General features: G+C 66.9%; 21 protein-coding genes and 1 pseudogene. 9 read left to right on the top strand and 13 right to left on the bottom strand.

Annotated features, from left to right (window positions below):
* Positions 1-74: 74 nt before the first annotated feature.
* On the top strand, positions 75-4,355 hold the full coding sequence (gene rpoC, locus TPR58_RS03880) for a DNA-directed RNA polymerase subunit beta' (protein ID WP_346245300.1): 4,281 nt from the start codon (positions 75-77) through the stop codon (positions 4,353-4,355).
* A gap of 327 nt (positions 4,356-4,682) precedes the next feature.
* Here rpoC and TPR58_RS03875 read toward each other — a convergent pair whose 3' ends face one another.
* Positions 4,683-5,153: a hypothetical protein gene (locus TPR58_RS03875; RefSeq protein WP_346245299.1), complete on the bottom strand. Its 471-nt coding sequence runs from the start codon at positions 5,151-5,153 to the stop codon at positions 4,683-4,685.
* A gap of 190 nt (positions 5,154-5,343) precedes the next feature.
* On the opposite strand from TPR58_RS03875, the gene TPR58_RS03870 reads away from it, so the two are divergent.
* Entirely contained in the window at positions 5,344-7,551 is a 2,208-nt protein-coding gene (locus TPR58_RS03870; protein WP_346245298.1) for a TonB-dependent receptor, read from the top strand.
* Positions 7,552-7,553: 2 nt separating this feature from the next.
* The gene (locus TPR58_RS03865; protein WP_346245297.1) at positions 7,554-8,657 is read left to right on the top strand and encodes a PepSY-associated TM helix domain-containing protein; all 1,104 of its coding nucleotides are present in this window, start codon (positions 7,554-7,556) and stop codon (positions 8,655-8,657) included.
* 40 nt (positions 8,658-8,697) lie between these two features.
* On the opposite strand, the gene TPR58_RS03860 is transcribed toward TPR58_RS03865, so the two are convergent.
* The 5 genes from TPR58_RS03860 to TPR58_RS03840 all read right to left on the bottom strand — a co-directional run bounded on the left by TPR58_RS03860 (position 8,698) and on the right by TPR58_RS03840 (position 13,673).
* On the bottom strand, positions 8,698-9,219 hold the full coding sequence (locus tag TPR58_RS03860; protein WP_346245296.1) for a hypothetical protein: 522 nt from the start codon (positions 9,217-9,219) through the stop codon (positions 8,698-8,700).
* 14 nt (positions 9,220-9,233) lie between these two features.
* Complete coding sequence (locus TPR58_RS03855; protein ID WP_346245295.1) at positions 9,234-9,896, bottom strand: hypothetical protein; 663 nt, start codon at positions 9,894-9,896, stop codon at positions 9,234-9,236.
* A 33-nt stretch (positions 9,897-9,929) separates the two neighbouring features.
* On the bottom strand, positions 9,930-11,231 hold the full coding sequence (locus TPR58_RS03850; protein ID WP_346245294.1) for a PepSY-associated TM helix domain-containing protein: 1,302 nt from the start codon (positions 11,229-11,231) through the stop codon (positions 9,930-9,932).
* 2 nt (positions 11,232-11,233) lie between these two features.
* The gene (locus TPR58_RS03845) at positions 11,234-13,204 is read right to left on the bottom strand and encodes a TonB-dependent receptor family protein (RefSeq protein ID WP_346245293.1); all 1,971 of its coding nucleotides are present in this window, start codon (positions 13,202-13,204) and stop codon (positions 11,234-11,236) included.
* A gap of 79 nt (positions 13,205-13,283) precedes the next feature.
* The gene (locus TPR58_RS03840; RefSeq protein ID WP_346245292.1) at positions 13,284-13,673 is read right to left on the bottom strand and encodes a hypothetical protein; all 390 of its coding nucleotides are present in this window, start codon (positions 13,671-13,673) and stop codon (positions 13,284-13,286) included.
* A 74-nt stretch (positions 13,674-13,747) separates the two neighbouring features.
* Between TPR58_RS03840 and TPR58_RS03835 the strand changes: the two genes are divergently transcribed.
* The 3 genes and pseudogenes from TPR58_RS03835 (at position 13,748) to TPR58_RS03825 (ending at position 16,121) form a co-directional block, all read left to right on the top strand.
* Positions 13,748-14,254, top strand: coding sequence for a DUF1993 domain-containing protein (locus TPR58_RS03835; protein ID WP_346245291.1), 507 nt, complete (start codon positions 13,748-13,750; stop codon positions 14,252-14,254).
* 123 nt (positions 14,255-14,377) lie between these two features.
* A pseudogene (locus tag TPR58_RS03830) lies at positions 14,378-14,728 on the top strand (YciI family protein); the annotation flags it as partial.
* Positions 14,729-14,861: 133 nt separating this feature from the next.
* Positions 14,862-16,121, top strand: a complete 1,260-nt coding sequence (locus tag TPR58_RS03825) for an RNA polymerase sigma factor (RefSeq protein ID WP_346245290.1) — start codon at positions 14,862-14,864, stop codon at positions 16,119-16,121.
* Between the two features lie 3 nt (positions 16,122-16,124).
* Here TPR58_RS03825 and TPR58_RS03820 read toward each other — a convergent pair whose 3' ends face one another.
* From TPR58_RS03820 to modA, 3 genes are read right to left on the bottom strand one after another with little or no spacing between them, the layout of a single operon-like run.
* A complete protein-coding gene (locus TPR58_RS03820) occupies positions 16,125-16,733 on the bottom strand; it encodes an ATP-binding cassette domain-containing protein (RefSeq protein WP_346245289.1) in 609 nt (202 codons plus the stop codon).
* Entirely contained in the window at positions 16,723-17,412 is a 690-nt protein-coding gene (gene modB, locus TPR58_RS03815; RefSeq protein ID WP_346245288.1) for a molybdate ABC transporter permease subunit, read from the bottom strand. Before modB ends, TPR58_RS03820 begins: the two co-directional genes overlap by 11 nt.
* Before the next feature lies 1 nt (position 17,413).
* Positions 17,414-18,205 carry a molybdate ABC transporter substrate-binding protein gene (modA, locus tag TPR58_RS03810; RefSeq protein WP_346245287.1) on the bottom strand — a complete coding sequence of 264 codons (792 nt, stop codon included), beginning with the start codon at positions 18,203-18,205 and terminating at the stop codon, positions 17,414-17,416.
* A 117-nt stretch (positions 18,206-18,322) separates the two neighbouring features.
* Between modA and TPR58_RS03805 the strand changes: the two genes are divergently transcribed.
* Positions 18,323-18,775, top strand: a complete 453-nt coding sequence (locus TPR58_RS03805; protein ID WP_346245286.1) for an MAPEG family protein — start codon at positions 18,323-18,325, stop codon at positions 18,773-18,775.
* A 22-nt stretch (positions 18,776-18,797) separates the two neighbouring features.
* Here TPR58_RS03805 and TPR58_RS03800 read toward each other — a convergent pair whose 3' ends face one another.
* The 3 genes from TPR58_RS03800 to TPR58_RS03790 form a co-directional block, all read right to left on the bottom strand.
* On the bottom strand, positions 18,798-19,514 hold the full coding sequence (locus tag TPR58_RS03800; protein WP_346245285.1) for a hypothetical protein: 717 nt from the start codon (positions 19,512-19,514) through the stop codon (positions 18,798-18,800).
* A gap of 10 nt (positions 19,515-19,524) precedes the next feature.
* Positions 19,525-20,124 carry a hypothetical protein gene (locus TPR58_RS03795; protein WP_346245284.1) on the bottom strand — a complete coding sequence of 200 codons (600 nt, stop codon included), beginning with the start codon at positions 20,122-20,124 and terminating at the stop codon, positions 19,525-19,527.
* 63 nt (positions 20,125-20,187) lie between these two features.
* Positions 20,188-22,050 carry a glycoside hydrolase family 127 protein gene (locus TPR58_RS03790; protein WP_428835692.1) on the bottom strand — a complete coding sequence of 621 codons (1,863 nt, stop codon included), beginning with the start codon at positions 22,048-22,050 and terminating at the stop codon, positions 20,188-20,190.
* A 184-nt stretch (positions 22,051-22,234) separates the two neighbouring features.
* On the opposite strand from TPR58_RS03790, the gene TPR58_RS03785 reads away from it, so the two are divergent.
* Both TPR58_RS03785 and TPR58_RS03780 read left to right on the top strand, forming a co-directional pair.
* Positions 22,235-22,408 (top strand): DUF2256 domain-containing protein, encoded by a 174-nt coding sequence (locus TPR58_RS03785; protein ID WP_346245637.1) that lies wholly within the window; start codon positions 22,235-22,237, stop codon positions 22,406-22,408.
* Positions 22,401-22,736, top strand: a complete 336-nt coding sequence (locus TPR58_RS03780; protein WP_346245282.1) for a hypothetical protein — start codon at positions 22,401-22,403, stop codon at positions 22,734-22,736. The genes TPR58_RS03785 and TPR58_RS03780 overlap by 8 nt, the downstream gene beginning before the upstream one ends.
* A gap of 65 nt (positions 22,737-22,801) precedes the next feature.
* On the opposite strand, the gene TPR58_RS03775 is transcribed toward TPR58_RS03780, so the two are convergent.
* Entirely contained in the window at positions 22,802-23,383 is a 582-nt protein-coding gene (locus tag TPR58_RS03775; RefSeq protein ID WP_346245281.1) for an NUDIX domain-containing protein, read from the bottom strand.
* Between the last annotated feature and the right edge of the window lie 75 nt (positions 23,384-23,458).

The raw sequence follows: 23,458 nt of genomic DNA, 5'->3' as shown, positions 1-23,458 counted from the left end.
GGGCGCCGCCTCCGGGTGGCGCCCACCCTCCCCTGCCCGCCCAAGGAATTTGACCCTCCAGAGGGACGAAAGAAATGAACGAACTTACCAATTTCGCGAACCCGGTCGCAAAGCCGGAAACCTTCGACCAGATCCAGATCGGCATCGCGTCGCCGGACCGCATTCGCAGCTGGTCCTTCGGCGAGATCAAGAAGCCCGAGACGATCAACTATCGCACGTTCAAGCCCGAGCGTGACGGCCTGTTCTGCGCGCGCATCTTCGGTCCGATCAAGGACTATGAGTGCCTGTGCGGCAAGTACAAGCGCATGAAGTACAAGGGCATCGTCTGCGAGAAGTGCGGCGTCGAGGTCACCGTCTCGAAGGTCCGCCGCGAGCGCATGGGCCATATCGAGCTGGCCGCACCGGTCGCGCACATCTGGTTCCTGAAGTCGCTGCCGTCGCGCATCGGCCTGCTGCTCGACATGCAGCTTAAGCAGCTCGAGCGCGTCCTGTACTTCGAGAGCTACATCGTCACCGAGCCGGGCCTGACCCCGCTCGAGAAGTTCCAGCTCCTCACCGAGGACGAGCTGCTCGACGCGCAGGACCAGTATGGCGAGGACGCCTTCTCGGCCGGCATCGGCGCCGAGGCGGTCAAGATCATGCTCATGGACCTCGACCTCGAGGGTGAGCGCAAGGACCTGCTCGAAGAGCTGGCGACGACCAAGTCGGAGCTGAAGCCCAAGAAGATCATCAAGCGGCTGAAGGTAGTCGAGAGCTTCATCGACTCGGGCAACCGCCCGGAGTGGATGATCCTCGACGTCGTTCCGGTCATCCCGCCCGAGCTGCGCCCGCTGGTGCCGCTGGACGGCGGCCGCTTCGCGACCTCGGATCTGAACGATCTGTATCGCCGCGTGATCAACCGCAACAACCGCCTGAAGCGGCTGATGGAACTGCGCGCGCCGGACATCATCGTCCGCAACGAAAAGCGCATGCTTCAGGAAGCGGTCGACGCACTGTTCGACAATGGCCGCCGCGGCCGGACCATCACGGGTGCGAACAAGCGTCCGCTCAAGTCGCTGTCCGACATGCTCAAGGGCAAGCAGGGCCGCTTCCGTCAGAACCTTCTCGGCAAGCGCGTCGACTATTCGGGCCGCTCGGTCATCGTGACCGGTCCGGAGCTCAAGCTGCACCAGTGCGGCCTGCCCAAGAAGATGGCGCTCGAGCTGTTCAAGCCGTTCATCTACGCCCGTCTGGACGCTAAGGGTCTCTCGATGACCCTGAAGCAGGCCAAGAAGTGGGTCGAGAAGGAGCGCAAGGAAGTCTGGGACATCCTGGACGAGGTGATCCGCGAGCACCCGGTTCTGCTGAACCGCGCGCCGACGCTTCACCGTCTGGGCATCCAGGCGTTCGAGCCCGTCCTGATCGAGGGCAAGGCGATCCAGCTTCACCCGCTGGTCTGCTCGGCCTTCAACGCCGACTTCGACGGCGACCAGATGGCCGTCCACGTCCCGCTGAGCCTCGAGGCACAGCTGGAAGCGCGCGTGCTGATGATGTCGACCAACAACATCCTCTCGCCCGCGAACGGCAAGCCGATCATCGTTCCGTCGCAGGACATGGTCCTGGGTCTCTATTATCTGTCGATGGAGAAGACCAACGAGCCGGGCGAAGGCATGCTGCTGGGCGACATGGCCGAAGTGCACCAGGCGCTCGACGTCGGTGCGGTGACGCTGCACTCGAAGATCGTCAGCCGCGTTCCGCAGACCGACGAGGACGGAAACCAGTACCTCAAGCGCTACGAGACCACCCCGGGCCGCATGCTGCTCGGCGAGTGCCTGCCGAAGTCGCACAAGGTGCCGTTCGAGACCGTCAACCGCCTCCTCACCAAGAAGGACGTGGGCGACGTGATCGACGAGGTCTATCGCCACACCGGCCAGAAGGAGACCGTGCTGTTCGCCGACGCGATCATGTCGCTGGGCTTCCGTCACGCGTTCAAGGCAGGCATCTCGTTCGGCAAGGACGACATGCTCATTCCGGCCGAGAAGGTGAAGCTGGTCGACGACACGCGCGATCAGGTGAAGGACTATGAGCAGCAGTATCAGGACGGCCTGATCACGCAGCAGGAGAAGTACAACAAGGTCATCGACGCCTGGAGCCGTTGCGGCGATCAGGTGGCGTCGGCCATGATGGACGAGATCAAGGCGGTTCGTCGCGACGAGGCGACCGGTCGCGAGCTGCCGATCAACTCGATCTACATGATGGCGCACTCCGGTGCGCGTGGCTCGCAGGCCCAGATCAAGCAGCTTGCCGGTATGCGCGGCCTGATGGCCAAGCCGTCGGGCGAGATCATCGAGACGCCGATCATCTCGAACTTCAAGGAAGGCCTGACCGTCCTCGAGTACTTCAACTCGACCCACGGCGCCCGCAAGGGCCTGGCCGACACCGCGCTCAAGACGGCGAACTCGGGTTACCTGACCCGCCGTCTGGTCGACGTGTCGCAGGACTGCGTCGTCATGGAAGAGGATTGCGGTACCGAGCGTGCGCTCGAGATGAAGGCGATCGTCCAGGGCGGTTCGACCATCGCCTCGCTCGGCGAGCGCATCCTGGGCCGCACCACGGCCGAGGACGTGGTCGATGCCAAGAGCGGCGAGATCGTGATCCCGTCGGGCACGCTGCTCGACGAGGCTGCGGTCGCGCGGATCGAGGCGATCGGCGTGCAGGGGATGAAGATCCGCTCGCCGCTGGTCTGCGAGGCGCAGTTCGGCGTGTGCGGCAAGTGCTACGGGCGCGACCTCGCCCGCGGTACGCCGGTGAACATCGGCGAAGCGGTGGGCGTGATTGCCGCCCAGTCGATCGGCGAGCCGGGCACGCAGCTGACCATGCGGACCTTCCACATCGGCGGCGCGGCGCAGCTCAACGAGCAGTCGAACCTCGAAGCCACGTCGGACGGCACGATCGAATATCGTGACCTGCGCATCATCGAGGACCAGCGCGGTCGTCGCGTCGTGCTCAGCCGCTCGGGCGAACTGGCGATCGTCGACATGGACGGCCGCGAGCTTGCGGTGCACCGCATCCCCTATGGTGCGCACGTGCTGTATGACGATGGCCATATCGTCAGCCAGGGCGACCGCATGGCGGAGTGGGATCCGTTCACCATGCCGGTGATCACCGAGACGGGCGGTACCGCCAAGTACCAGGACCTGGTCGACGGCAAGACGCTGACCGAGCAGGTCGACGAGGCGACGGGCATCACCCAGCGCGTCGTCACCGAGAACCGCATCACCGCCAAGAAGGAGGATCTGCGTCCGCGGATCACCCTGCTCGACGGCAATTCGGGCGAAGCCGCGCGCTACATGCTCGCAGCCGGTGCAGTGCTGTCGGTCGAGGACGGTGCGGAAGTCCGCGCCGGCGACGTGGTCGCCCGTGTCGCTCGCGAGTCCGCCAAGACCCGCGACATCACCGGCGGTCTGCCGCGCGTCGCGGAGCTGTTCGAAGCACGCAAGCCCAAGGAAAACGCGATCATCGCGAAGGTCTCGGGCCGCGTCGTGTTCGGCAAGGACTACAAGGCCAAGCGCAAGATCGGCATCCAGCCCGAGGACGGCGGCGAGGTCGTGGAGTATCTGGTTCCGAAGTCGAAGGTGATCGACGTCCAGGAAGGCGACTACGTCAAGCGTGGCGACAACCTGATCGGCGGTTCGCCGGATCCGCACGACATTCTCGAGGTGCTCGGCATCGAGCCGCTCGCGGAATATCTCGTGTCGGAAATCCAGGAAGTCTATCGACTCCAGGGCGTGAAGATCAACGACAAGCACATCGAGGTGATCGTTCGCCAGATGCTGCAGAAGGTCGAGATCACCGACGGCGGCGACACCACGCTGCTGGCCGGCGAACAGGTCGATCGCGAGGAGATGGACTCGATCAACGCGAAGCTGCCGGCCAACCAGCAGCCCGCGCAGGGCAAGCCCATCCTGCTCGGCATCACCAAGGCGTCGCTGCAGACCCGCAGCTTCATCTCAGCGGCGTCGTTCCAGGAAACCACCCGCGTCCTCACCGAGGCTGCGGTCCAGGGCAAGCAGGACACGCTGAACGGTCTCAAGGAGAACGTGATCGTGGGTCGCCTGATCCCGGCGGGTACCGGTGCGGGCATGAACCGCCTGCGCGTGGCGGCCACGTCGCGCGATGCGGCGCTCCGCGTCCAGCAGCGCGCGCTGCAGAACGCACTGATCGCGCCGGACAGCGCGGCTCAGGAGCATGCGGCCGAACTCGCTCGCGACGTCCGCGACTCGGGCGGCACCGGCAGCGATCCGCTGGCCAGCGTCGTTCCCTCGGGCACCGGCACCGACGCCGATGCCGGCGAGTATCTGAACGAAGGCGAGTGATCGCCCCGTCCAGCGCCTCGCGTCGCTGAATGAAAAGAGCCGCCGCCCGGGACCGGGCGGCGGCTTCTTTTTTGTCGGCAAAGCGTCCGGGACGTGTGAGCCGCCCGGCGCGAGCGGGATTGTCTCGACGGCCAAAAGGGATGACGGTTCTGCTTCCCGCTCAGCGCTCCAGCGGTAAGCGAGGTCTGAAGGCCGTCTTGCGGGCGGGACGATCGACAGGCTGGCAGAGGCTGATTGAGCGGGGCCGTGATGTCGGACGAAATCGAGTCAGCGGACGACGATCGTCGACGCCGCATAGGCAGTATCGCAGTTCGCCTCAGCGGACGTTCAATCCAGTGCGGCTCTGGTGCGGAGGAAGGAAAGGTATCGTTGATCTTCGGCGGCAAACAAATCCGCCCCAGCGCCCATATATGCCCGCATTAGTTCGTCGGCAGCACGATCATGCTCACCCGTATCGAATAGCACCTGACCTAACCGAAGATGAAGAAACGGGTTGCCCACCGCGTCAGGACAAATCATCGCATATTCCAGCGCCTCTCTCGCCGAGGTCTTATAGTTGGCGAGAAACGCAGCGTCGCCTATTGCCGCCAGGATCCAAGTAGATGCATTCCACTGAACCTTTGGTTCGGGGACGATTTCCCACGCTCGATTATATTCGCCGATAGCTTCTTCGTATCTGCCAGCAGAGGCGAGTGCGTCACCGTTGGCGCAAAAATGCTGGATTGCGTCGTGGATGGTCGATGGTATTTCTAGCCCCCCCATAACGACGGAGTTAGCCGCATGCGGCCCGTAACTCAATGGCGGTTCCACGACTTATCGCCGCTTCGCGGTCTTCACACCACGCTTAAGAATGGTCTGCCGCGGGCTGGATTGTTCGAGGGTTGCCTGCGCTCAGCGGTCAAGTCGAGAGCGAGCGCACTCATTACGGGCGCAGCGTTCTAATGCGAATAGTTTGCATTAGCTAACATGGCCTGCTAGCCGCGCCGCCATGTCGCTTCATTCCCTGCCGCTCGTGGCGCTCGCACTGCTCGTTCCGACCCTTGCCCAGGCGCAGACCCAGGATCCGATCGCCAGTCCCGCGTCCGGCGAGCAGACGCTGGAAGACCGTGACGACGAGATCGTCGTCACCGCCGCGCGCACCGTCCTGCCGCCCTCTGCCCTGCCGCTGACGATCGACATCATCGACAAGCAGACGCTCGACCAGCAGATGGCGATCGCCGGTTCGACCACCGATGCGGTCGCCCTGCTCACCCCGTCCTTTTCACCCACCCGCCAGAAGTTGTCTGGATCGGGCGAGACGCTGCGCGGCCGCTCGCCGCTCTATGCGATCAACGGTATTCCGCAGACCACGCCAATGCGCGACGGCAGCCGCGACGGCTTCACGATCGACGGCTTCTTCGTCGATCGGGTCGAGCTGATCTATGGCTCGAATGCGCTCCAGGGCGTCGGCGGCACCGGCGGCATCGTCAATCAGGTGACCGTCGGCGCACCGCGCAAGGAAGGCCTGTCGGGCCGCGTGCTCGTTCAGGGAACCGCCGACACCGGCTTCCACGACGACGGGCTGGGCGGCAAGCTGGGCGGCCTGCTCCAGTATCGCGCCGGGCGGTTCGATGCGACGATCGGCGGCGTCTATGAAAGGCGCGGCGCCTATTATGACGGCGACGGCCGCCGCATCGGGATCAATCTGACCCAGGGCGAGACCCAGGATTCGCAGACGACCAACGGGTTCGCGCGGCTCGGCTACGCCGTCTCAGACACCGCCCGGCTCGACCTGATCGCCAGCCGCTACGAGATGAAGGGCGATGGCGACTATATCGCGCTTGCCGGCAATCGCCTGACCGGCATTCCCACCTCGGCGATCCGGGGAGACGCCCCGGGCAAGCCGGCCGCCAGCCGTACCGAGAGCGTCGCGCTGACGTTCACCGACACCGACCTGGCCGGCGGCAATCTGATCGCCCAGATCTTCTTCAACCGCACGCACGACACGTTCGGGGGCGAGATCGCTCCGATCGCCACCTTCCAGGACCCGGCGCTCGATCCCAGCGGCAAGCTGTTCGACCAGTCGGAGAACCGCTCGCGCAAGCTGGGCGCCAAGTTCAGCTACGAACGTGCCCTGCCCGGCTTCGAGGACCTGACCGCGACGATCGGCGTCGACGCGCTGACCGACAAGACCGAACAGCGCCTGATCGCGACCAATCGCGTCTGGGTCCCGCCCAGCAGCTTCCGCAGCCTCGCGCCCTTCGCCCAGGCCAATCTCAAGCTGTTCGACGGCATGCTGCGCCTGGCCGGCGGCGCGCGCTACGAGAATGTCGAGATCCGCATCGACGATTATCGCACGCTTGCTTCGACCACGTTCGTGAACGCGGACCCGTCCACCTATGGCGGCGTCGCGGTCTCGGGCGGGCGTCCCAGCTTCTCCGACCTGCTGCTCAACGGCGGCGTCATCGTCGAGCCGGTGAAGGGCATCCGCGCCTATGCCAGCTATGCCGAAGGCTTCACCGTCCCCGACATCGGCCGCATCACCAGGTCGATCAATCGGCCGGGGGTCGACCTCGACAATTTCCTCGATATCAGCCCGATCATCTCGAACAACCGCGAGATCGGCTTCGAGGTGAAGCGCGGCCCGCTCGATGCCAGCGCCACCTATTTCTGGTCGTCGAGCGACAAGGGCCAGTTGCTGATCGCCCGGCCCGACCGCATCGTCGAAGTCCAGCGCCAGCGCGTCGAGATCGAGGGGCTGGAGCTCAGCCTGCGCGTCGCGCTCCCGGTCGAGGGGCTTCGCGTCGGCGTCGGCTATGCCCATCTCAAAGGCCGCTATGACGGCGACAGCGCCAATCCAGACGGGATCGTCGATACCGATCTTGACGGCGTCAATATCTCGCCCGATCGGCTGAACCTGTCCGCCAGCTATGCCCGCGGACGGCTCGCGGCGCTGGTCCAGACCAATTTCTACCTGGCCCGCAGCTTCCACGGAAAGGCCAATCCGGACCCGCGCAACAATTTCGGCGGCTACACGCTGACCGACGCCAGCATCCGCTACGATATCGGCTTCGGCGCCCTGTCGCTCAGCGCGCTCAATCTCTTCGACACATTCTATATCGACTATAGCAGCGACACCCGGCTCCCGACCGACAATCTCTCCTTCTTCGCCGGCCGCGGCCGCACGCTCACCCTGGGCTGGGACTATCGGTTCTGACCATGCGCCTGCTCGATCTTCTCCATCGCTGGACCGGCGGGCTGCTCGGGCTGGTCCTCGCTATGCTCGGCCTGACCGGCGCGATCCTGGTCCATCGCTTCACCTGGATCCGCCTGCCCCATGCCCAGGATCCGCTGGCCGGCGATGTCGAGACGATTGCCGCGGCGACGCGAAAGCTGATGGCCGAGGGTGGCGGGAAGGTCGACGGCATCATCTATGCGAACCCCGATTTCGGCCTGCACCTCCTGCGTACCGGCGAGGGCAGCGGCGCCTATGCGGATCAGGCGGGCACTCTGGTGGCCAGCTGGCACAGCCAGTGGGAACGGCCCGAACTCTGGATCTTCGACCTCCACCATCACCTCCTCGCCGGCGATACGGGCGAGACGGTGATCGGCATCGCCGGCCTGGCGGCGATCTTCTTCGTCGTCTCCGGCGCGATCCTGTGGTGGCGCACGCGCCGGACGTTCAAGTTCAGGCTGTGGCCCGCACGGATGAGCCGTCCCGCAATCGTGATGCACCACCGCGATCTCGGCATCGTCATGGCGCCGTTGCTGTTCCTGTCCGCGCTGACCGGCACGATGATGATCTTCAAGCCCGTCGCCAACCTCGTGACCGCGCCCTTTTCCTCGGCGGCCGAGGTCAGGCAGGCGATGGCGCCGCCCAGGGTGACGAGCGGCCCGCGAAACCCGGACCTCGACCTGACCGCCCTGCTGCGCACCGCCGCCCGGCGCTTCCCGGGCGCGGAATTTCGCATCCTGTCGCTGCCGTCGAAGCCCGGCGCGCCGATCACGCTGCGGATGCGCCAGCAGGCCGAATGGCTGCCCAATGGCCGCACCACCCTCTGGTTCGACGCCTCCACCGGGCAATTGCTCGCCGCGCGCGACGCACTGGCGATGCCGATGGGGGCGCAGGTCTTCAACACCGCCTATCCGCTCCACGCCGCCAAGGTCGGCGGCCTGCCCTATCGGCTCGTCATGACGCTGTCCGGCCTGGCCATGGCCTTGCTGGGCAGCTTCGCGGTCTGGACCTTCTGGTTCAAACGCCCGAAGAAGCGCGCGGCCAGGCGGAACACCCCGCCGCCGCAGCAAAAAGCCGCCGCCGGATAGTCCGGCGACGGCCTTGAGGTGTGATCCTGGAAGTCCGGGATTACTTGGCGTCGGCGTCGTCGCCACCTTCCTTCTTCACCCACTGCTTCATGCCCTTTGCCTTCTTTGCGAAAGCATCACGGTCGGACGGGGACACCTGCGCGCGTCCGGACATGAACCCCATTCCGATCGAGCAGCGGACGAAGTAGGTTTCTCCCGCTTCGAGTTCCATCGTCATGCGATCCGTGGCTTCGCCGGTGGTCCAGAAGACATGCTTGCCGGGCTCGGCGAAGAGAACCGCATATTTGCCCGCGCCAAGGCGCGCGACCTGGACCTCCTGCGCGCCCTCGCCCTCGCGGACGGTGCAGCCCATCGCGCCGCCGATCAGCGTGCCGGGACGCCAGAACACGACCTGCGCCTTGTCCGCCGGTGCGGCCGCGATCGTGCCCGACTTGGTCTTGATCGGCGCGAAATCGCCGGCGGGTGCTGCGATCGTCGTGGTGGTCGCGGCGTCCTGCGCGAGCGCCGGAGCGGCAATCGCAACGGTAGCGGCAATCGCCGCGAAACGGAGTGCAGTCTTCACGATATAGTCCCCCTTCAGTTTGGTATTTGTTGGTCGGTGGTCGGTACAGGCTGCGCCTGAGGCGGCGTGACAAGCGTGTCGGCGGCAACGATCGCGTTCGCGCGCGTGCCGATGGCGATCTCCTTTTCCCCGCCATTCATCAGGAACCCGGCCAGCGGGACCATGGCGGCGACCGCAACGGCCTCGCTGGCCCGATCGGTTCCTGTCCCGACGCCGCCCATGCGGAAGCGACGCAGCGGGATATGCACCCCGGCGATGTCGATATAGCGCGCAGCGACGATCAGCTCGCCGGCCTTGCCGCCCCAGCCGGAACGGGCAGCATGGACGACCTGACCCTGCCCCATCGTACCCGCCGGAATCATCAGCGCACCGTTCCAGCGAACGTCCTGCGTGATGCGGATCGGGAAGAACTGGTCGTTCTTCGCGCTCTTGGAGGAAATGGGATCGACGAATTCGAATTCGATCGGCAAATTTGCTGGAATCCGCAGTGATGCCGCGGGTGCCGGTTCGATGGAAGCTGCCGGCTCGACACCCGATACGGACGGGACCACCGACACAGTGTCCTGAGCGAACACCGGCGAGGCTGTGAGCAAGCTCACACCCAGTGCGCACCACAAGACGCGTGCCGACGATAGCATGACGATTCCCCCCTGATCGCGCATGTACTTGGCGCGCAAGGACTCGCCAAGTCGTCGATTGCCCGGAATGAATTATTTATTTGCCAGGACGGCCCGCCACGCTTTTTCCCCCAACAGTGCCGCCACCATCGTCAGTCCCGTCAGCGGCAGTGCGATCGCCAGGACCAGCATCGCCGCAGCCAGCCCGCGCTCGCGTCGCGGATCGCCGCGGGGCGGTTCGGTCAGCCGGCCGTCGCGGCGGCGCTTCCACCACATCACCGTGCCGGTGAGGCCCAGCACCCAGATGGCGATGCAGCCGAACAGCATCAGCAGCCGGTTGGGCTCGCCATATTCCTGGCCCTGATGGACGGCGATGCCCCATTCGATCGTCTTCGCGCCCAGGCCGAAATCGGCCTGGCGCGCATCCTGGATCACCGCGCCGGTCGCGGCGTCGAGATAGACGGCATGCGCGTCCTCGGCGCGCGTCGCCAGATGTGAGACCAGATAGGGTGCGCCGGCGCGCGCAGGCAGCGTCATCGTCCAGGGCGTGGTCATGCCCGACCATTCGGCCCGTGCGGCGATCAGGTCGGGCGTCACCGCAACCGGTCCGGAGGATTGCGGCACCGGCGCCGACTGCATCGACCAGGGGAGCGTCACCTTTCCGCCATGCCCCTCATGGCCTTCATGCTCGTCATGCATCGCCGCCTTCGGCCCCGGCCGTTCGGGCCGACCCAGGCCCTGGGCCGCGACCCACTGGTTGAGCCTGGCCCCCGCGAACACCGTCCAGGGCATGCCGGTCACGGCCAGGAACAGGATGACCGCCGCGGCGACCACCCCGATCGAGGCGTGGAGGTCGCGCCAGAACACCCGCGCGCGGGGCCGCCCGCGCACTCCGATTGCCGGCGACCCGCCGCGCGGCCACCACAGGATCAGCCCGGTGACTACCAGCACGATCGCCCAGCCCGCGACGATCTCGACCAGCGCATTGCCGACCGGGCCGGTGATCGCCAGGCTGTGCAGTTCCTTGATCGTCGCCATGATCCCGCCGCCGCTGGCGGCGCCGAGCAGCGTCGCGCGATAGGGATCGACGAACCCCAGACGTTTCGACCCGTCCGGCATCTGCAGCGTCACGCGCCAGCTTTCGTCGGGCGCCGAGGGGCGCGTCACCTGCGTGACGCGCCCGCCCGACCCCTGCTCCGCCGCACCGATCAGCGCCGCGACCGGCCGGATCGCGCCCGAAGGCTCGACCTGGCTCCAGCTGCGATAGACCTGCCTCTCGATCTCCGGCTTGTAGAGGTAGAGGCCGCCGGTCACCGCCAGCCACAGCATGACCGGCAGCACGATCAGCCCGGCATAGAAATGCCAGCGCCACGCGGTGCGATAGAGCATGGCCATGTTCAGAACCTCGCGCGCAGGCCGCCATAGATGGCGCGGCGTTCAACGGGATAGAAGGCGACGGTGTCCGGGGTTGCCTTCACGACGGCGGAAATATCGCCGATGGCGCGCTTGCCGGTCAGGTTGCGCGCATCGAGGAACAGCGAGACCCTGCCCAGCTCGGCTTCGGCGCCAAGCCCGAGCAACGCATAGCCCGGCGCTCGCACCGTGTTGCGATAATCCGCCCAGGCACCGTCGGGCATCCATTCGACGCGCGGACTGACCGCGAAGCGCTTTCCGCCCAGCCTCAGTTCGCCGCGCCACAGATGCTCGGGCACCACCGGCAGTCGGTTGTCGCCATAGTCGGCATCGCCTCGAAACCGGAAGTCGCTGTAGAGATAGACCTGCCGCAGCCTTGCCCATGGCGTCAGCGCCAGGTCCAGGCTCGCCTCCACGCCCTGGTGCCGGGTATGATCGGCATTGAAGGTCGCCGCCGGGATTGTCGGCGCGGTCGTGAATTGCAGCATCTCGCCGCGAAGGTCGGCGCGGTAGACGCTCACGTCCCAGCGCGCGATCCCGCTGCCGCCACGCGTGCCGGCCTCGATCGTCCATGCCCGCTGCGGATCGAGCGGAACGAATTGCAGGACCCCGCTCTGGACCAGTTCGCCAAATCCGGGAAATTCCACCGAGCGATTATAGTTGGCGTAGAATTCGACGTCCGTCGAAGGACGCCATGACAGACCGATCTTGGGAGAGAAGGCGTCGTAGCTGCGCGCGTCATTCTTCGCCGGATCGCGCAGATTGTCGATACGCCTCCAGCCATTGGCGTGGACACCGCCCACGACCACCGTCACGCCCGAAACGGCGGTCACGCGCAGTTCGGCAAAGCTGTTGACGGTCCGGGCATATTGCAACGCGTCACCGACCAACGCACCGCGCTTGCCGCCAATGTTGACGAACTGACGAGCCGCGACATCCCCGAACCGCGCCTGGGTGCCAACCACGATCTGGGTCGGCATGCCCGCGACCTGCCCGGACCAGTCATAGCTGGCGAACACGCCGCGATCGTTCGATTTCTGGTCGATCACCTGGAAGACCGGATGATACAGTTCCTTGGCGTTCCAATAGCCGCCGACCGTCAGCAGGCCATCGCCCGCATCGATCGTCGTGCGGTTCTGCAGCCGGACCGAATCGATGTCGCGCGCCTGGTCGTTGGCGACGTTCGCCGGCAGCGACTGCGACGGGTCGGTCAGCGCCTGGCGCAGCGTCAGCGATCCGGGCAGATCCTGCCGGATATGGTTGATCGAGGCGTAGAAGCGCGTCTCCACCCCCTCGCCCAGCTGCAGGCCGGCATTGCCGTTGAACCGCAGCGCGAACCGCTGCGCATGGTCGCGGTCGCCGTCCGACCGGTCGAGCGTCACCGCCGCAAATGCGTCGCCGGCGCCCTGCGCGACGCCATAGGCAAGCTTGCCGCGCACCGTATCGAAACTGCCGCCGTCCAGCCGGACCTCCAGCCCCCTGGCGCTGCGTCCCGTCGGCGTCACCGCGTTGATCGCCCCGCCCAGCGTCGATCCGCCGAAGCGCAACGCATTGCCGCCGCGATAGACCTCGATCCGCTCGAACACCTGCGGGTCGAGTTCCTGGAAGTCGCCATTGTCGTCGGCCATGTTGATCGGGATGCCGTCCTGCAACAGCGTGAGGCCGCGCATGTGGAAGCCGCGGCTGATGCCCGATCCGCGGATCGCGATGCGAACCTCCTGCCCGAACCGCGGCTGGGCATAGATGCCGGGCGAGAAGGCCAGCGCATCGCGCAGCGACACCGCCACCGTGTTCTCGAATTCTTCGGCGGGGACGATATCGGATCCGCCGGGCGGAAGGTCGATCGGCACCCGTTGGCCAAGCACGATGATGTTGGGATCCGCCTGCACCTGGGCTCGGGCAAGCGAGGGAATGCCGCAGGCCAGGCCCGCGAGCAGAAACGCACGAAGTTTCATGAAGTACCACCTCTGATGCGCGCCGGCGCAGCGCCGGTCACGCAGGATCACGGCCCGGACGACTGCCCGGGCATCGGAGTCAGAGGATCGCGGGCGGTCCGGTAGAGGGCGGCGGCGGAGCGGCCAGGCCCTTTCCGATGGAGACGGCCGACAGGCGCGACCGGGTTTCGGCAATTGCCGTCGCGACGGGCAGCGCGACCGCGGGCACGTCGCCGCCCAGCATCGCCTGCGCCATGCCGGCAAAGGCGCAATGCTCGGTCGAGTTCGACTCGCCGGGCTTTTCCTTGTGGATCCTGCCCTCGCCATCGACCCAGGCGGTGGAAACCATGCCGCCGGTGCACAGGGTGACGGCGAACCCGCCGCTGGCGGCGGGCATCCAGCCGGCCGGGATCATCGCGCGTACCGCCAGCGCCAGCGCGATCAGGGTGATCGCGATCGGGGTGCGAAGAAAGGCGCGCGTGCCGGTCACGCCGCCCCGCTAGGCGCTCCGCCGCGCGCTGTCCACCTCTCGACTTGCGGTGCCCGGGATCCTATTTCCGGACCATGGCTACCGAACTCTATGATCTGACGATCCCGGTCTTTCTTCGCGGCTTCGACGCGATGTCCACCCTCCTGGAAAAGGGGCGAGCCCATGCCGATGACTGCGGCATCCCGCACGAGCGATTGCTGGAGGCACGGCTCTATGAGGACATGGGGCCCCTGACGTCGCAGGTCCAGCGCGCCAGCGATGCCGCGAAGTTCGCCGCCGTCCGGCTGGGTCAGATCGAGAATGTGGCCATGCCCGACGAGGAGAAGAGCTTCGACGAGCTCCAGGCGCGCATCGCCCGCACCGTCGAGTTCCTGAAATCGGTCGAGCCCGCCGCGATGAACGGGCGCGAGGATGCCGATGTCGAGCTGAAGACCCCCAAGAAGAGCTTCACGTTCAAGGGCCGAGCCTATGCGCTTCAGTTCGCGCTGCCCAATTTCTATTTTCATCTGACGACGGCCTACGCCATCCTGCGCATGAAGGGCGTGCCGGTCGGCAAGATGGATTATCTCGGCGGAATCTGACAGCTCGCATCGAGATCGACGGTCGCCTGAAGAAAATTTCTCGCGCCTGTCGAATCCGCCGGCCCTCGTTCGTCGTCACTTCAGGAGCGCGACAGTCGTGCTTCCGGAAAGAGGAGATCGAAGATGCGTGTCATGGTGTTCGTGAAGGCGACCGAGGACAGCGAAGCCGGCCGGATGCCGACGACCGAGCTGTTCGAGGCGATGACGACCTTCAACGAGGAACTGGTCAAGGCCGGCATCATGCTGGGCGGCGACGGCCTCAAGCCCTCGTCCTTCGGCAAGCGCGTGGCGTTCGACGGTCCCGGCCGTACCGTGATCGACGGCCCCTTCGCCGAGACCCGCGAACTCGTCGCCGGATACTGGCTGTGGGAAGTCAAGGACATGGACGAGGCGGTCGCATGGGTGAAGCGATGCCCCAACCCGATGTTCGGCCCCAGCGAGATCGAGATCCGCCCTTTCTATGAAATGGCGGATTTCGCCGAGGTGCTGACGCCCGAGATCGTCGAGCGCGAAGCGAAGCTGCGCGACGAGGCCGGCGGCAACTGAGCCCGCGCGTCGCTGCCGCCCGCCGCTTGCCCTTGCGCGACGCAGGGGACAGACAGGCGGCGTGGCGGCAGGCGACACCCATCTTGCGATCGAGGCGGTCTTCCGCATCGAACGGCCGCGGCTCATCGCCGGGCTGGCGCGGATGCTGCGCGATGTCGGGCGTGCCGAGGAGCTTGCCCAGGACGCCCTGGTCCTCGCGCTTGCCGAGTGGCCCCGCACGGGCGTTCCGGCCAATCCCGCCGCCTGGCTGACCGCGGCCGCGAAGCGCCGCGCGATCGACGACCTGCGCCGCGCGAAGATGATCGAGCGCAACCATGCCGAGATCGAGCGGGATCAGGCGGACGGACTGGACACCGGCATCGAGGCGCTGGAGGCCGCGATGGATGATGATATCGGCGACGAGCTCCTGGGGCTGATCTTCACCGCCTGTCACCCGATCCTGTCGACCGACGCGCGTGCCGCGCTCACGCTGCGGCTGATCGGCGGCCTGACCACGCAGGAGATCGCCCGCGCCTTCCTGACCAGCGAACCGACCATCGCCCAGCGCATCGTCCGCGCGAAGAAGACGATCGGCGCGGCAGGGCTGACGTTCGAGGTGCCGCGCGGGGACGAACGCGTCGCGCGCCTCGCCTCGGTGCTGGAGGTCGTCTATCTGATCTTCAACGAAGGCTATGCGGCGACCGCGGGCGAGGACCTGATCCGTCCCGCCCTGTGCGCCGAGGCGCAGCGGCTCGGCCGGATCCTGGCCGGCCTCGCGCCCGACGAGCCCGAAGTCCACGGCCTGCTCGCGCTGATGGAGATCCAGGCGTCGCGCCTCGCCGCCAGGACCGGGCCGGACGGCGGCTTCGTGCCGATCACCGAACAAAATCGCGGCCGCTGGGATCGCGTCCTGATCCGTCGCGGCCTGTCCGCGCTTGCCCGCGCCGAGGCGCTGGGCGGTGCCGACGGTCCCTATACGCTCCAGGCTGCGCTCGCCGCGTGCCATGCCCGCGCGCGCAGCGCCGGCGAAACCGACTGGCACCATATCGCCGCGCTCTACGACCGGCTGCGTCAGGTCATGCCCTCACCGATCGTGGACCTGAACCGGGCAGTGGCGCACAGCATGGCATTCGGGCCCGATGCCGGGCTGGCGCTGGTGGACGCGCTGGCCGAGACCGCGGCGCTGCGCAACTACGCTCCCTTGCCCGCTGCGCGCGGGGACTTTCTCTTCCGCGCCGGCCGCCTCGCCGAAGCCTGTGAGGCTTTCACCGCCGCGGCCGGGCTGACCGGCAATGCCCGCGAACGCGCCTATCTCCTCGCCCGCGCCGAAGCGTGCGGCTGACGCTCAGCCCATCTCGACGATGCGGTTGCCGAGCCGCTCGGCCTCGGCGCGGTCGTGCGTGACCATCAGGATCGGCAGCTTCACCTCGTCGCGCAGCCGCTCGATCACCGTCATGATCTCCTCGCGCCGCGCCCGGTCGAGCGACGACAGCGGCTCGTCGAGCAGCAGGAAGGCCGGATCCGACAGCAGCGCCCGTCCGATCGCCACCCGCCGCGCCTCGCCGCCCGACAGGCTGCGCGGCCAGCGATCGATCAGCTGCGCGATGCCGAGGAACGCGATCACCTCGTCCACGCCCAGCCCGCCAGCGCCCTCGCGCCGGCCGTAGAGAAGATTTGCTCGCACGCGCAGATGCGGGAAGAGCCGGGCCTCCTGAAAGACATAGCCCGCCCTGCGTGCAGCCACCGGAACATCGATTGTACGATCGTACAATATCTGCCCGCCGACGCGGACATGGCCGGCATCGGGCTCGATCAGTCCGGCGACCATGTTGAGAATACTGGTCTTTCCCGCGCCCGAGGGACCGAACAATATCGTCAGCGCCTCGCCCGGTTCGATGCGGCACGCGATGTCGCTGTCGCCCAGCCGCTTGGTCAGGTCGAGGTCAAAGGACATGCATCCGCCTCCCCGCCCGCCGCGCGATCAGTTCGGAGGCGATCAGCGCGGCCAGCGAGAGCAGCACCGAGATGATCGACAAGCGCAGCACCATCGCCTCGCCATCGGGCATCTGCAGCGCCGAGTAGATCGCCAGCGGCAGCGTCTCGGTTTCGCCGGGCACGTTCGAGACGAAGGTGATCGTGGCGCCGAACTCCCCCAGCGCGCGCGCGAAGCCCAGCACGATGCCGGCAATGATGCCGGGCAGGCTGAGCGGCAGCGTGATCGTGCGGAACACCCGCCAGGGCGACGCCCCCAGCGTCCGCGCCGCACTTTCCAGGCGGCGGTCGACCGCCTCGATCGACAGCCGCATCGCCCGGACCATCAGCGGCAGCGCCATCACGCCCGCGGCGATCGCGGCGCCGGTCCAGCGGAACAGCACGGTCACGCCGAACAGCCGATCGAGCAGGCCCCCGATCGGGCCCTCCGGCGCGAAGGCTAGGAGCAGCAGCCAGCCGGTCACCACCGGGGGCACCACGAGCGGCAGATGGACGATCCCGTCGAGCAGGATTCGCCCCGGAAAACTTGCACGTGCAAGTAACCAGGCCATTCCGAACGCGATCGGAAGCGTGAACAGCACTGCGGCGAAGCCCACCTGAAGCGACAGGAGGACGATGCCCCATTCGGCCGGAGTCAGCATGTCAGCCGGTCGCGAAACCGTGACGCGCGAAGATTGCCCTGCCCTCGCGCGAGATCAGGAAGCGGCGAAACCCCTCGGCCCCGGCGTTGGTCGAGCGTTTCAGCCGGGCGATGGGGTAGCGGATCGGCGGATGGCTGTTGGCGGGGAAGACTCCCGCGACCCGCACCCGGCGCGAGGCGCGAGCGTCGGTCGCATAGACCACGCCGTAGCGGGCGGCGCCGCGCTCGACCAGCGCGAGCGCCGCACGGACATTCTCGGCGCGGACCACGCGCGGCGCCACGCGGGGCCACAGCCCGAGGCGCTCGAACGCCGCCTTGCCATAGCGGCCGGCGGGGACCGAGGCCGGATCGGCCATCGCCAGGCGGCCGGTACCGAGCATCGCCGGCAGCGGCGAACCGCGCTGGAGCGGGACAGTCCGGCGATCGCCGGCGGCGGCGACCAGCACCAGCCGGTTGCCGAGAAAATCGACGCGGCTGCCCGCGGCGAGCAGCCCGCGGCGCTGGAGATCGTCCATCCAGGCTTCGTCGGCGGATACGAACAGGTCGGCCGGAGCGCCTGCGGCCGCCTGACGAGCGAGCGCCGAGGAGGCCGCGAAGGAAATGACCGGCCGGGCATGGCCCTTGCGCGCCCAGGCATCCGCCGCCTCGCTCATCGACTCCTGCAGGCTGGCCGCGGCGAGGACGATCGGCGCCGGGCCGCCCTTTCCCTGGGCCAATAGTGGCGTAGCCGCGGGAACGAGCATCACGACGCCCAGCGTCAGGACGAGCAGCAGGCGCAGGAGGATGCGTGGCATACGCCGGGTTTAGCGGATCGGGGCCGGCTGTCGAGCAGCAGCGCGCTGACCGCCGCTTGCCTTCGCGGCGCGCATGGCGCAGCCTCCGCGCCACAACGATGTTGAGGAGGGGAACTCATGCATCACTCGAACAGTGCCGCGATCCTGGCGCCGGTGGTCGTGCTTGTCGGCTGGACGCTGATCATGCTGGTGTGGACGCTGGCGATCCGGCTGCCCGCGCTGAAAAAGGCCGGGATCGACATGTCGAAGGTCTACGGCACGCGGCCCAACCAACTCGACGGTGTGCTGCCCGATCGCGCGCAATGGCCGGTCCACAACTATATGCACCTGGTCGAGCAGCCCACCCTGTTCTACGCGATCGCGATCACGTTGTCCGTCGCCCATGCCGGCGGCGGCTGGAACCCCTGGCTCGCCTGGGCCTATGTCGGCCTGCGCATCGTGCACAGCCTCGTGCAGGCGACGGTCAACCGGGTCGCGATCCGCTTCCTGCTGTTCCTGCTGTCGACCCTGGTGCTGATGGCGCTGACGGTGAAGGCGGGGATCGCGATCTGGTGGCTGGGGGGATGGTGAGCCCTCCCCCCGTTCCGCCAGCTTACTTGCGGCGATAGAAGCCGGTGAAGCTGACGTTCAGGCCGCCGCATTTGTTGTTGTCGCGCGCGAGCAGATAGGGACCGCGGCGGACCATGCGGATGCTGCAGGCATCTTCATCCCCGGCGTTATAAGGAAGCGTCTTGTCGTCCCCCTCGGTGAAGGCGACCACCCCGCCTGCCGGACGGACGGTGCCCTTGACCTGGCCGATATGAACCGCGCCATTTTCGCGCCGCCACTTGTCGCCCATGCCCCAAGTCGCGTCGCCCGAGACATGCAGCATGCCGCCCGCCGCCGCCTTGATTGCGATGTCCTGTTCGGGCGCCGACCAATGGCCGACCCAGTCGCTCGGCTCCCGTTCCGAGGCGGGCAACGGGGCGAGGGCCGCGGCGGGAAACCAGCCGATCGTGGTGCTGCCGCGCGTGTTTACGAAGCCGGCGCAAACGAACGCGCCCTCGCGTTTGCCGGTCACGACCACGTCGCCGGGAACCAGATAGGTCTTGCCCTGGCAGATTGGGCCCGCGGCTGGGCATTGCGCCTTGAAGATCCGGTCGATCACGAAATACACGCGCGGTTTGCCCGCGGCGACCTTCGCGACCTGGACGTCGTCACCATTCACATCGAGCCAGCCGCACCCCGCGGAGGCAACCGACGGCCATGCACTACACAGGGCCATCGCGGCACCCAGTCCAGCCTTGGTACGCGGATCGAGACGCTTCATTCTGTGGTCCTCATTTTCGTGAGCGATAGGCGCCCAGACGGATCGGCTTTCGGGGGTCGGCGCGGCGCACCGTCCTCCCGTCGGAGACCAGCGCCTCTGCATCGGGCGCGTTGCTTTCGTTGAGCCGCCAGCTCTCGTAGATCTCGCTGCGCCAGAGAAAGGCGCGCCGGGCTGGATCGAAACGGAAGGTGATGAAATCGGTCCAGTGCTGGCCGCAGGCGACGCCGTTCTCGACCGTGAAGGACCGGCCGCTCACGGCGATGCTTCCCTGTTCGTCGTCGAACGGGTCGCATTGCCCTCCCTCGTCCGCGCGCAGCACGACATCGTCGTTGCGATCGATCAGCACCGCCTTGCCCGCCGCCAGCCGATAGACGAGCAGCGGCCGCGCGGGCGCCGGCCTTAGGCCAGCCTCGTTGCGACGAACCGCGGCGACGATGCAGATGCGGCTCGGCGGATCGAAGCCGTCGCTGCACGCGGCAGCCCGCACGACATGGCCGGCAGGAAGCGCGGCGATCACGCTTTGCGGAACGGTCTTGGCGGACTGCGCCGACGCATGGGATGCGGCGAAGATCGCGAGCAGCGCCGAGCCCGATATCGCCGATCGCTTCACCTGTAGCTCCCCTGCTCGCCTCGAAGATACAGAACCCGCAACGCGCCACCGGGTTGCAGTCGATCAGGCGGGCGCGGGCTTCACCTGCCAATAGGTCGCGTAGCGTTCGTGCGCGATCCGGTGATAGGGAACCAGCCGGACGGGTGTCCCGTCGGCCGAGGCGAGGGTGAATTCCAGCGGCCGGCCGCTCGGTCGAATGCCCTGCGCCAATGCGCGCGGATCCCCGGCGAGCGTCGGCACGGCGAAGGGCGCGTCGTTATATTTGCCATAGTTGCGCTCGTTGACGACGATGTCCGATCCGGGGGCCAGCCCGTCGCGCCCGAACGCGCCCGCCAGCACCAGCGGGCCGTAGGTGAAGGCGGCGATGTCGGGGGCGGCCGGGATCGTCTCCACCCCCGGCTGCATCTCGAGGCGCAGCTCGACCCAGTCGCCGTCCTGCCAGGTCCGGTCGATCTCGAGATAGCGTCCGGCAGCCGTCGAGCGCTGCGCCTCGGCGCCATTGACCAGCACGGTCGCAGTCGGGCTCCAGCCGGGATGCCGCAGCTTGAGCGTCATCCGCGTCGGGCGCCGCAGCGTCCAGCGCAACTCTGTCGCGGGACGATCGGGGAACGAGGTGGCCTGGCTCAGCACCGCGCCCTTGTCCGCCCAGGTTACCGAAGACGGGATGAACAGGTTCACATACAGCGCCGACTCGTCGTGAAAGTAGATCGAGTCGCGATATTTGACATGGTTCTCCATGCCGGTGCCGGTGCAGCACCAGAAGCTGTCCTCGGGCGTGTGGTACAGCTTCATGTAACCCGGCCGCGCGCCCTGGAAATAGGTCGCCATGCCGCTGTCCGGATCCTGCGACGCGAGGATGCCATTGTAGAGCGTGCGCTCGTAATAGTCGGCGTAGCCGGGCTGCGGATCGTGCAGGAACAAGGCCCGGGTCAGCTTGAGCATATTGTGCTGGCAGCAGGTCTCGGACCCCTTGGGCGAGAACACGTGATCGCCAAAATCGGCCATCGCGAAGAAATGCTCGTTGTCGCCGTGCCCGCCGGTGGCGAACGACCGGGTATGCGCGACCGTGCGCCAGAAAAAGGCGGCAGCGTCGCGATAGGCGGCATCGCCGGTCGCCTCGTAGACGCGCTGGAACCCGACGATCTTCGGCACCTGGGTATTGGCGTGCATCCCGTCGAGATGATCGCGCCCGCGCGCCAGCGGCTGGAGGATCGCCTGATGCGAGAATCGCTTCGCCAGCGTGCGATAGTCCGCGGTGCCGGTCATGAAGTACAGGTCGGCATAGATCTCGTTCATGCCGCCATGTTCGGTGTCGAGCATCGTCTCGAACTCGGCATCGGACAGCGGTCGCGTCGCCACCACGCCCCAGTCGGCCAGCCGCAGCAGCACCGCGCGCGAGAGCGCGCTGTCGGCCAGCAGCACCGCGTCGCGCAGCCCCGCATAGAGTTTGTGCAGCGTGTACCAGGGAACGCCGGTGATCTTCTCGCCGCGCAGATGCGCCGTGACCAGCGCCGCCCCCTTGGGAAAGGCGCAGACCAGCCCGCTGTTCGCCGCCTTCTGGCACTCGGCGAGTTCGGCGGCGATATAGTCGATCCGCCGGCGATAGCGCGCATCGCGCGTCGATGCCCAGGCAAGCGCGCAGGCGGACAGGTAGTGACCGAGCGTATGGCCATGGCAGTTGATGTCGGCCCAGGTCTCGACCGACTCCCAGCCGCCATAGACCGGCGCCTTCGGCTTCAGCCCGGCATTGACCCGGAAATTATGGAGCATCCGGTCGGGATCGAGCCGCATCAGATAGGCCTCGGTCATGCGCTGGGCATGAAGGAACGGTCCCTCCGCCAGCGTCACATCGGCCATGTCGAACGGCTGGAGCCTGGCGGCGGGTCGCGCCGCGTCCTGCGGGACCGCCGTCGCCCCGGCCCGCATCGGCAGGGCCGCGCTGCATCCGGTGGCCAGCGCCCCCGTCGCCGCGGCGGACAGGAAGTCGCGGCGCGAATGGCCCCTGATGCTGCATACACTCATCGCCATCCCCTCCGCATCCACGCCTATTTGTCGGACTATAGCGTGGCGGATCGATGAGGCAAATCGACCCGACGCGCGTTGTCGCGTGATGGCGCACCGCAAACCGAACCTGCCGACTAAATTGTGCGCCGCGTGCCAGCGCCCCTTCGCCTGGCGGAAGAAATGGCAGCGCGACTGGGACGCGGTGAAGTACTGTTCGGACCGGTGCCGGTCGTCGAGATCGGACTCCACGCTCGCGCACAAGGATACAGGCATTGGATAAGCTGGAAGAGGCGATCGCCAGGATCAGGGATCGCTCGTCGCTTCTATGGTGCTTCTACGATCCCGCCGAGGCGGCCGAAACCAAGACGGTCGAGGTCCGCCTGAATGGCTGTCCGGAGCAAGCCGCGACGTTCGACCCTCCCGCGGGATGGACCCTGCACCGTGTGCAATGGGGCGATACCTTCTTTATCCGCCGTCGACAGCCCATGAGCGAAGCCACGGTCGAGGGCATGCTGTGTGATATGCTCGAGTTCGCACATGAGCATCGGATGCAGGTTCAGTCCTGGCAGACGGGGCCCGGTCTTGCGGAGGATGGTTTCCACCCCTGACGAGCGCTGCCCATGAGTTGGAGCTTTTCGCCGCATGAGTCAGGGACCTGCACCGGGCCTGCGGCTCAGCGAAACAGGTTCAGCGCGGCATAATAGAGCAGCATGATCGTCTTGCCGTCGCGGATCTCGCCGGACCGGATCATCGCCAGAGCGTCGTCGATCGTGACTTCGAGGACGGCGATGTCCTCGCCCTCGTCCTCGTTGCCGCCGCCTGCCGAGGTCCGGTCACCGGGTGCATATTCGCCGACGAAGAAATGCAGCCGTTCGGTGACCGATCCCGGGCTCATGAAGGCGTCGAAGACCTGTCGCACGTCGCGGACGCGGAAGCCGGTTTCCTCCTCGGTCTCCGCACGGATGCGCGCTTCGGGCCCGGCATTGTCGAGCAGGCCCGCCGGTGTCTCGATCAGCAGGTCGTCATGCCCGTTGACGAACGCCGGATAACGAAACTGGCGCGTGAGGATCACGGTGCGTCGATCGGGATCGTAGAGCAGGATCGTGGCGCCATTGCCGCGGTCATAGGTTTCGCGCGACTGGCGCTGCCAGCTCCCGTCGCTCCGCTGGAACGAGAAGGTCGTCTTGCGAAGGACGTACCAGTCGTCGGACAGCAGGGTCACGTCTTCGACGCGGACACGGTTGGCGATGCTCATCAGGATTCCCGGCAAGTGAAAGCGCAGCGACCTGCCGCGCCTGCCCTTCCCATTTTGTGCAACTTCGTGCAGAGT

The organism is Sphingomonas rustica (assembly GCF_039652585.1).
Lineage (GTDB): Bacteria > Pseudomonadota > Alphaproteobacteria > Sphingomonadales > Sphingomonadaceae > Sphingomonas > Sphingomonas rustica.
Note: the sequence above shows the minus strand (reverse complement) of the source record. Positions and strands in the feature narration are given on the sequence as shown.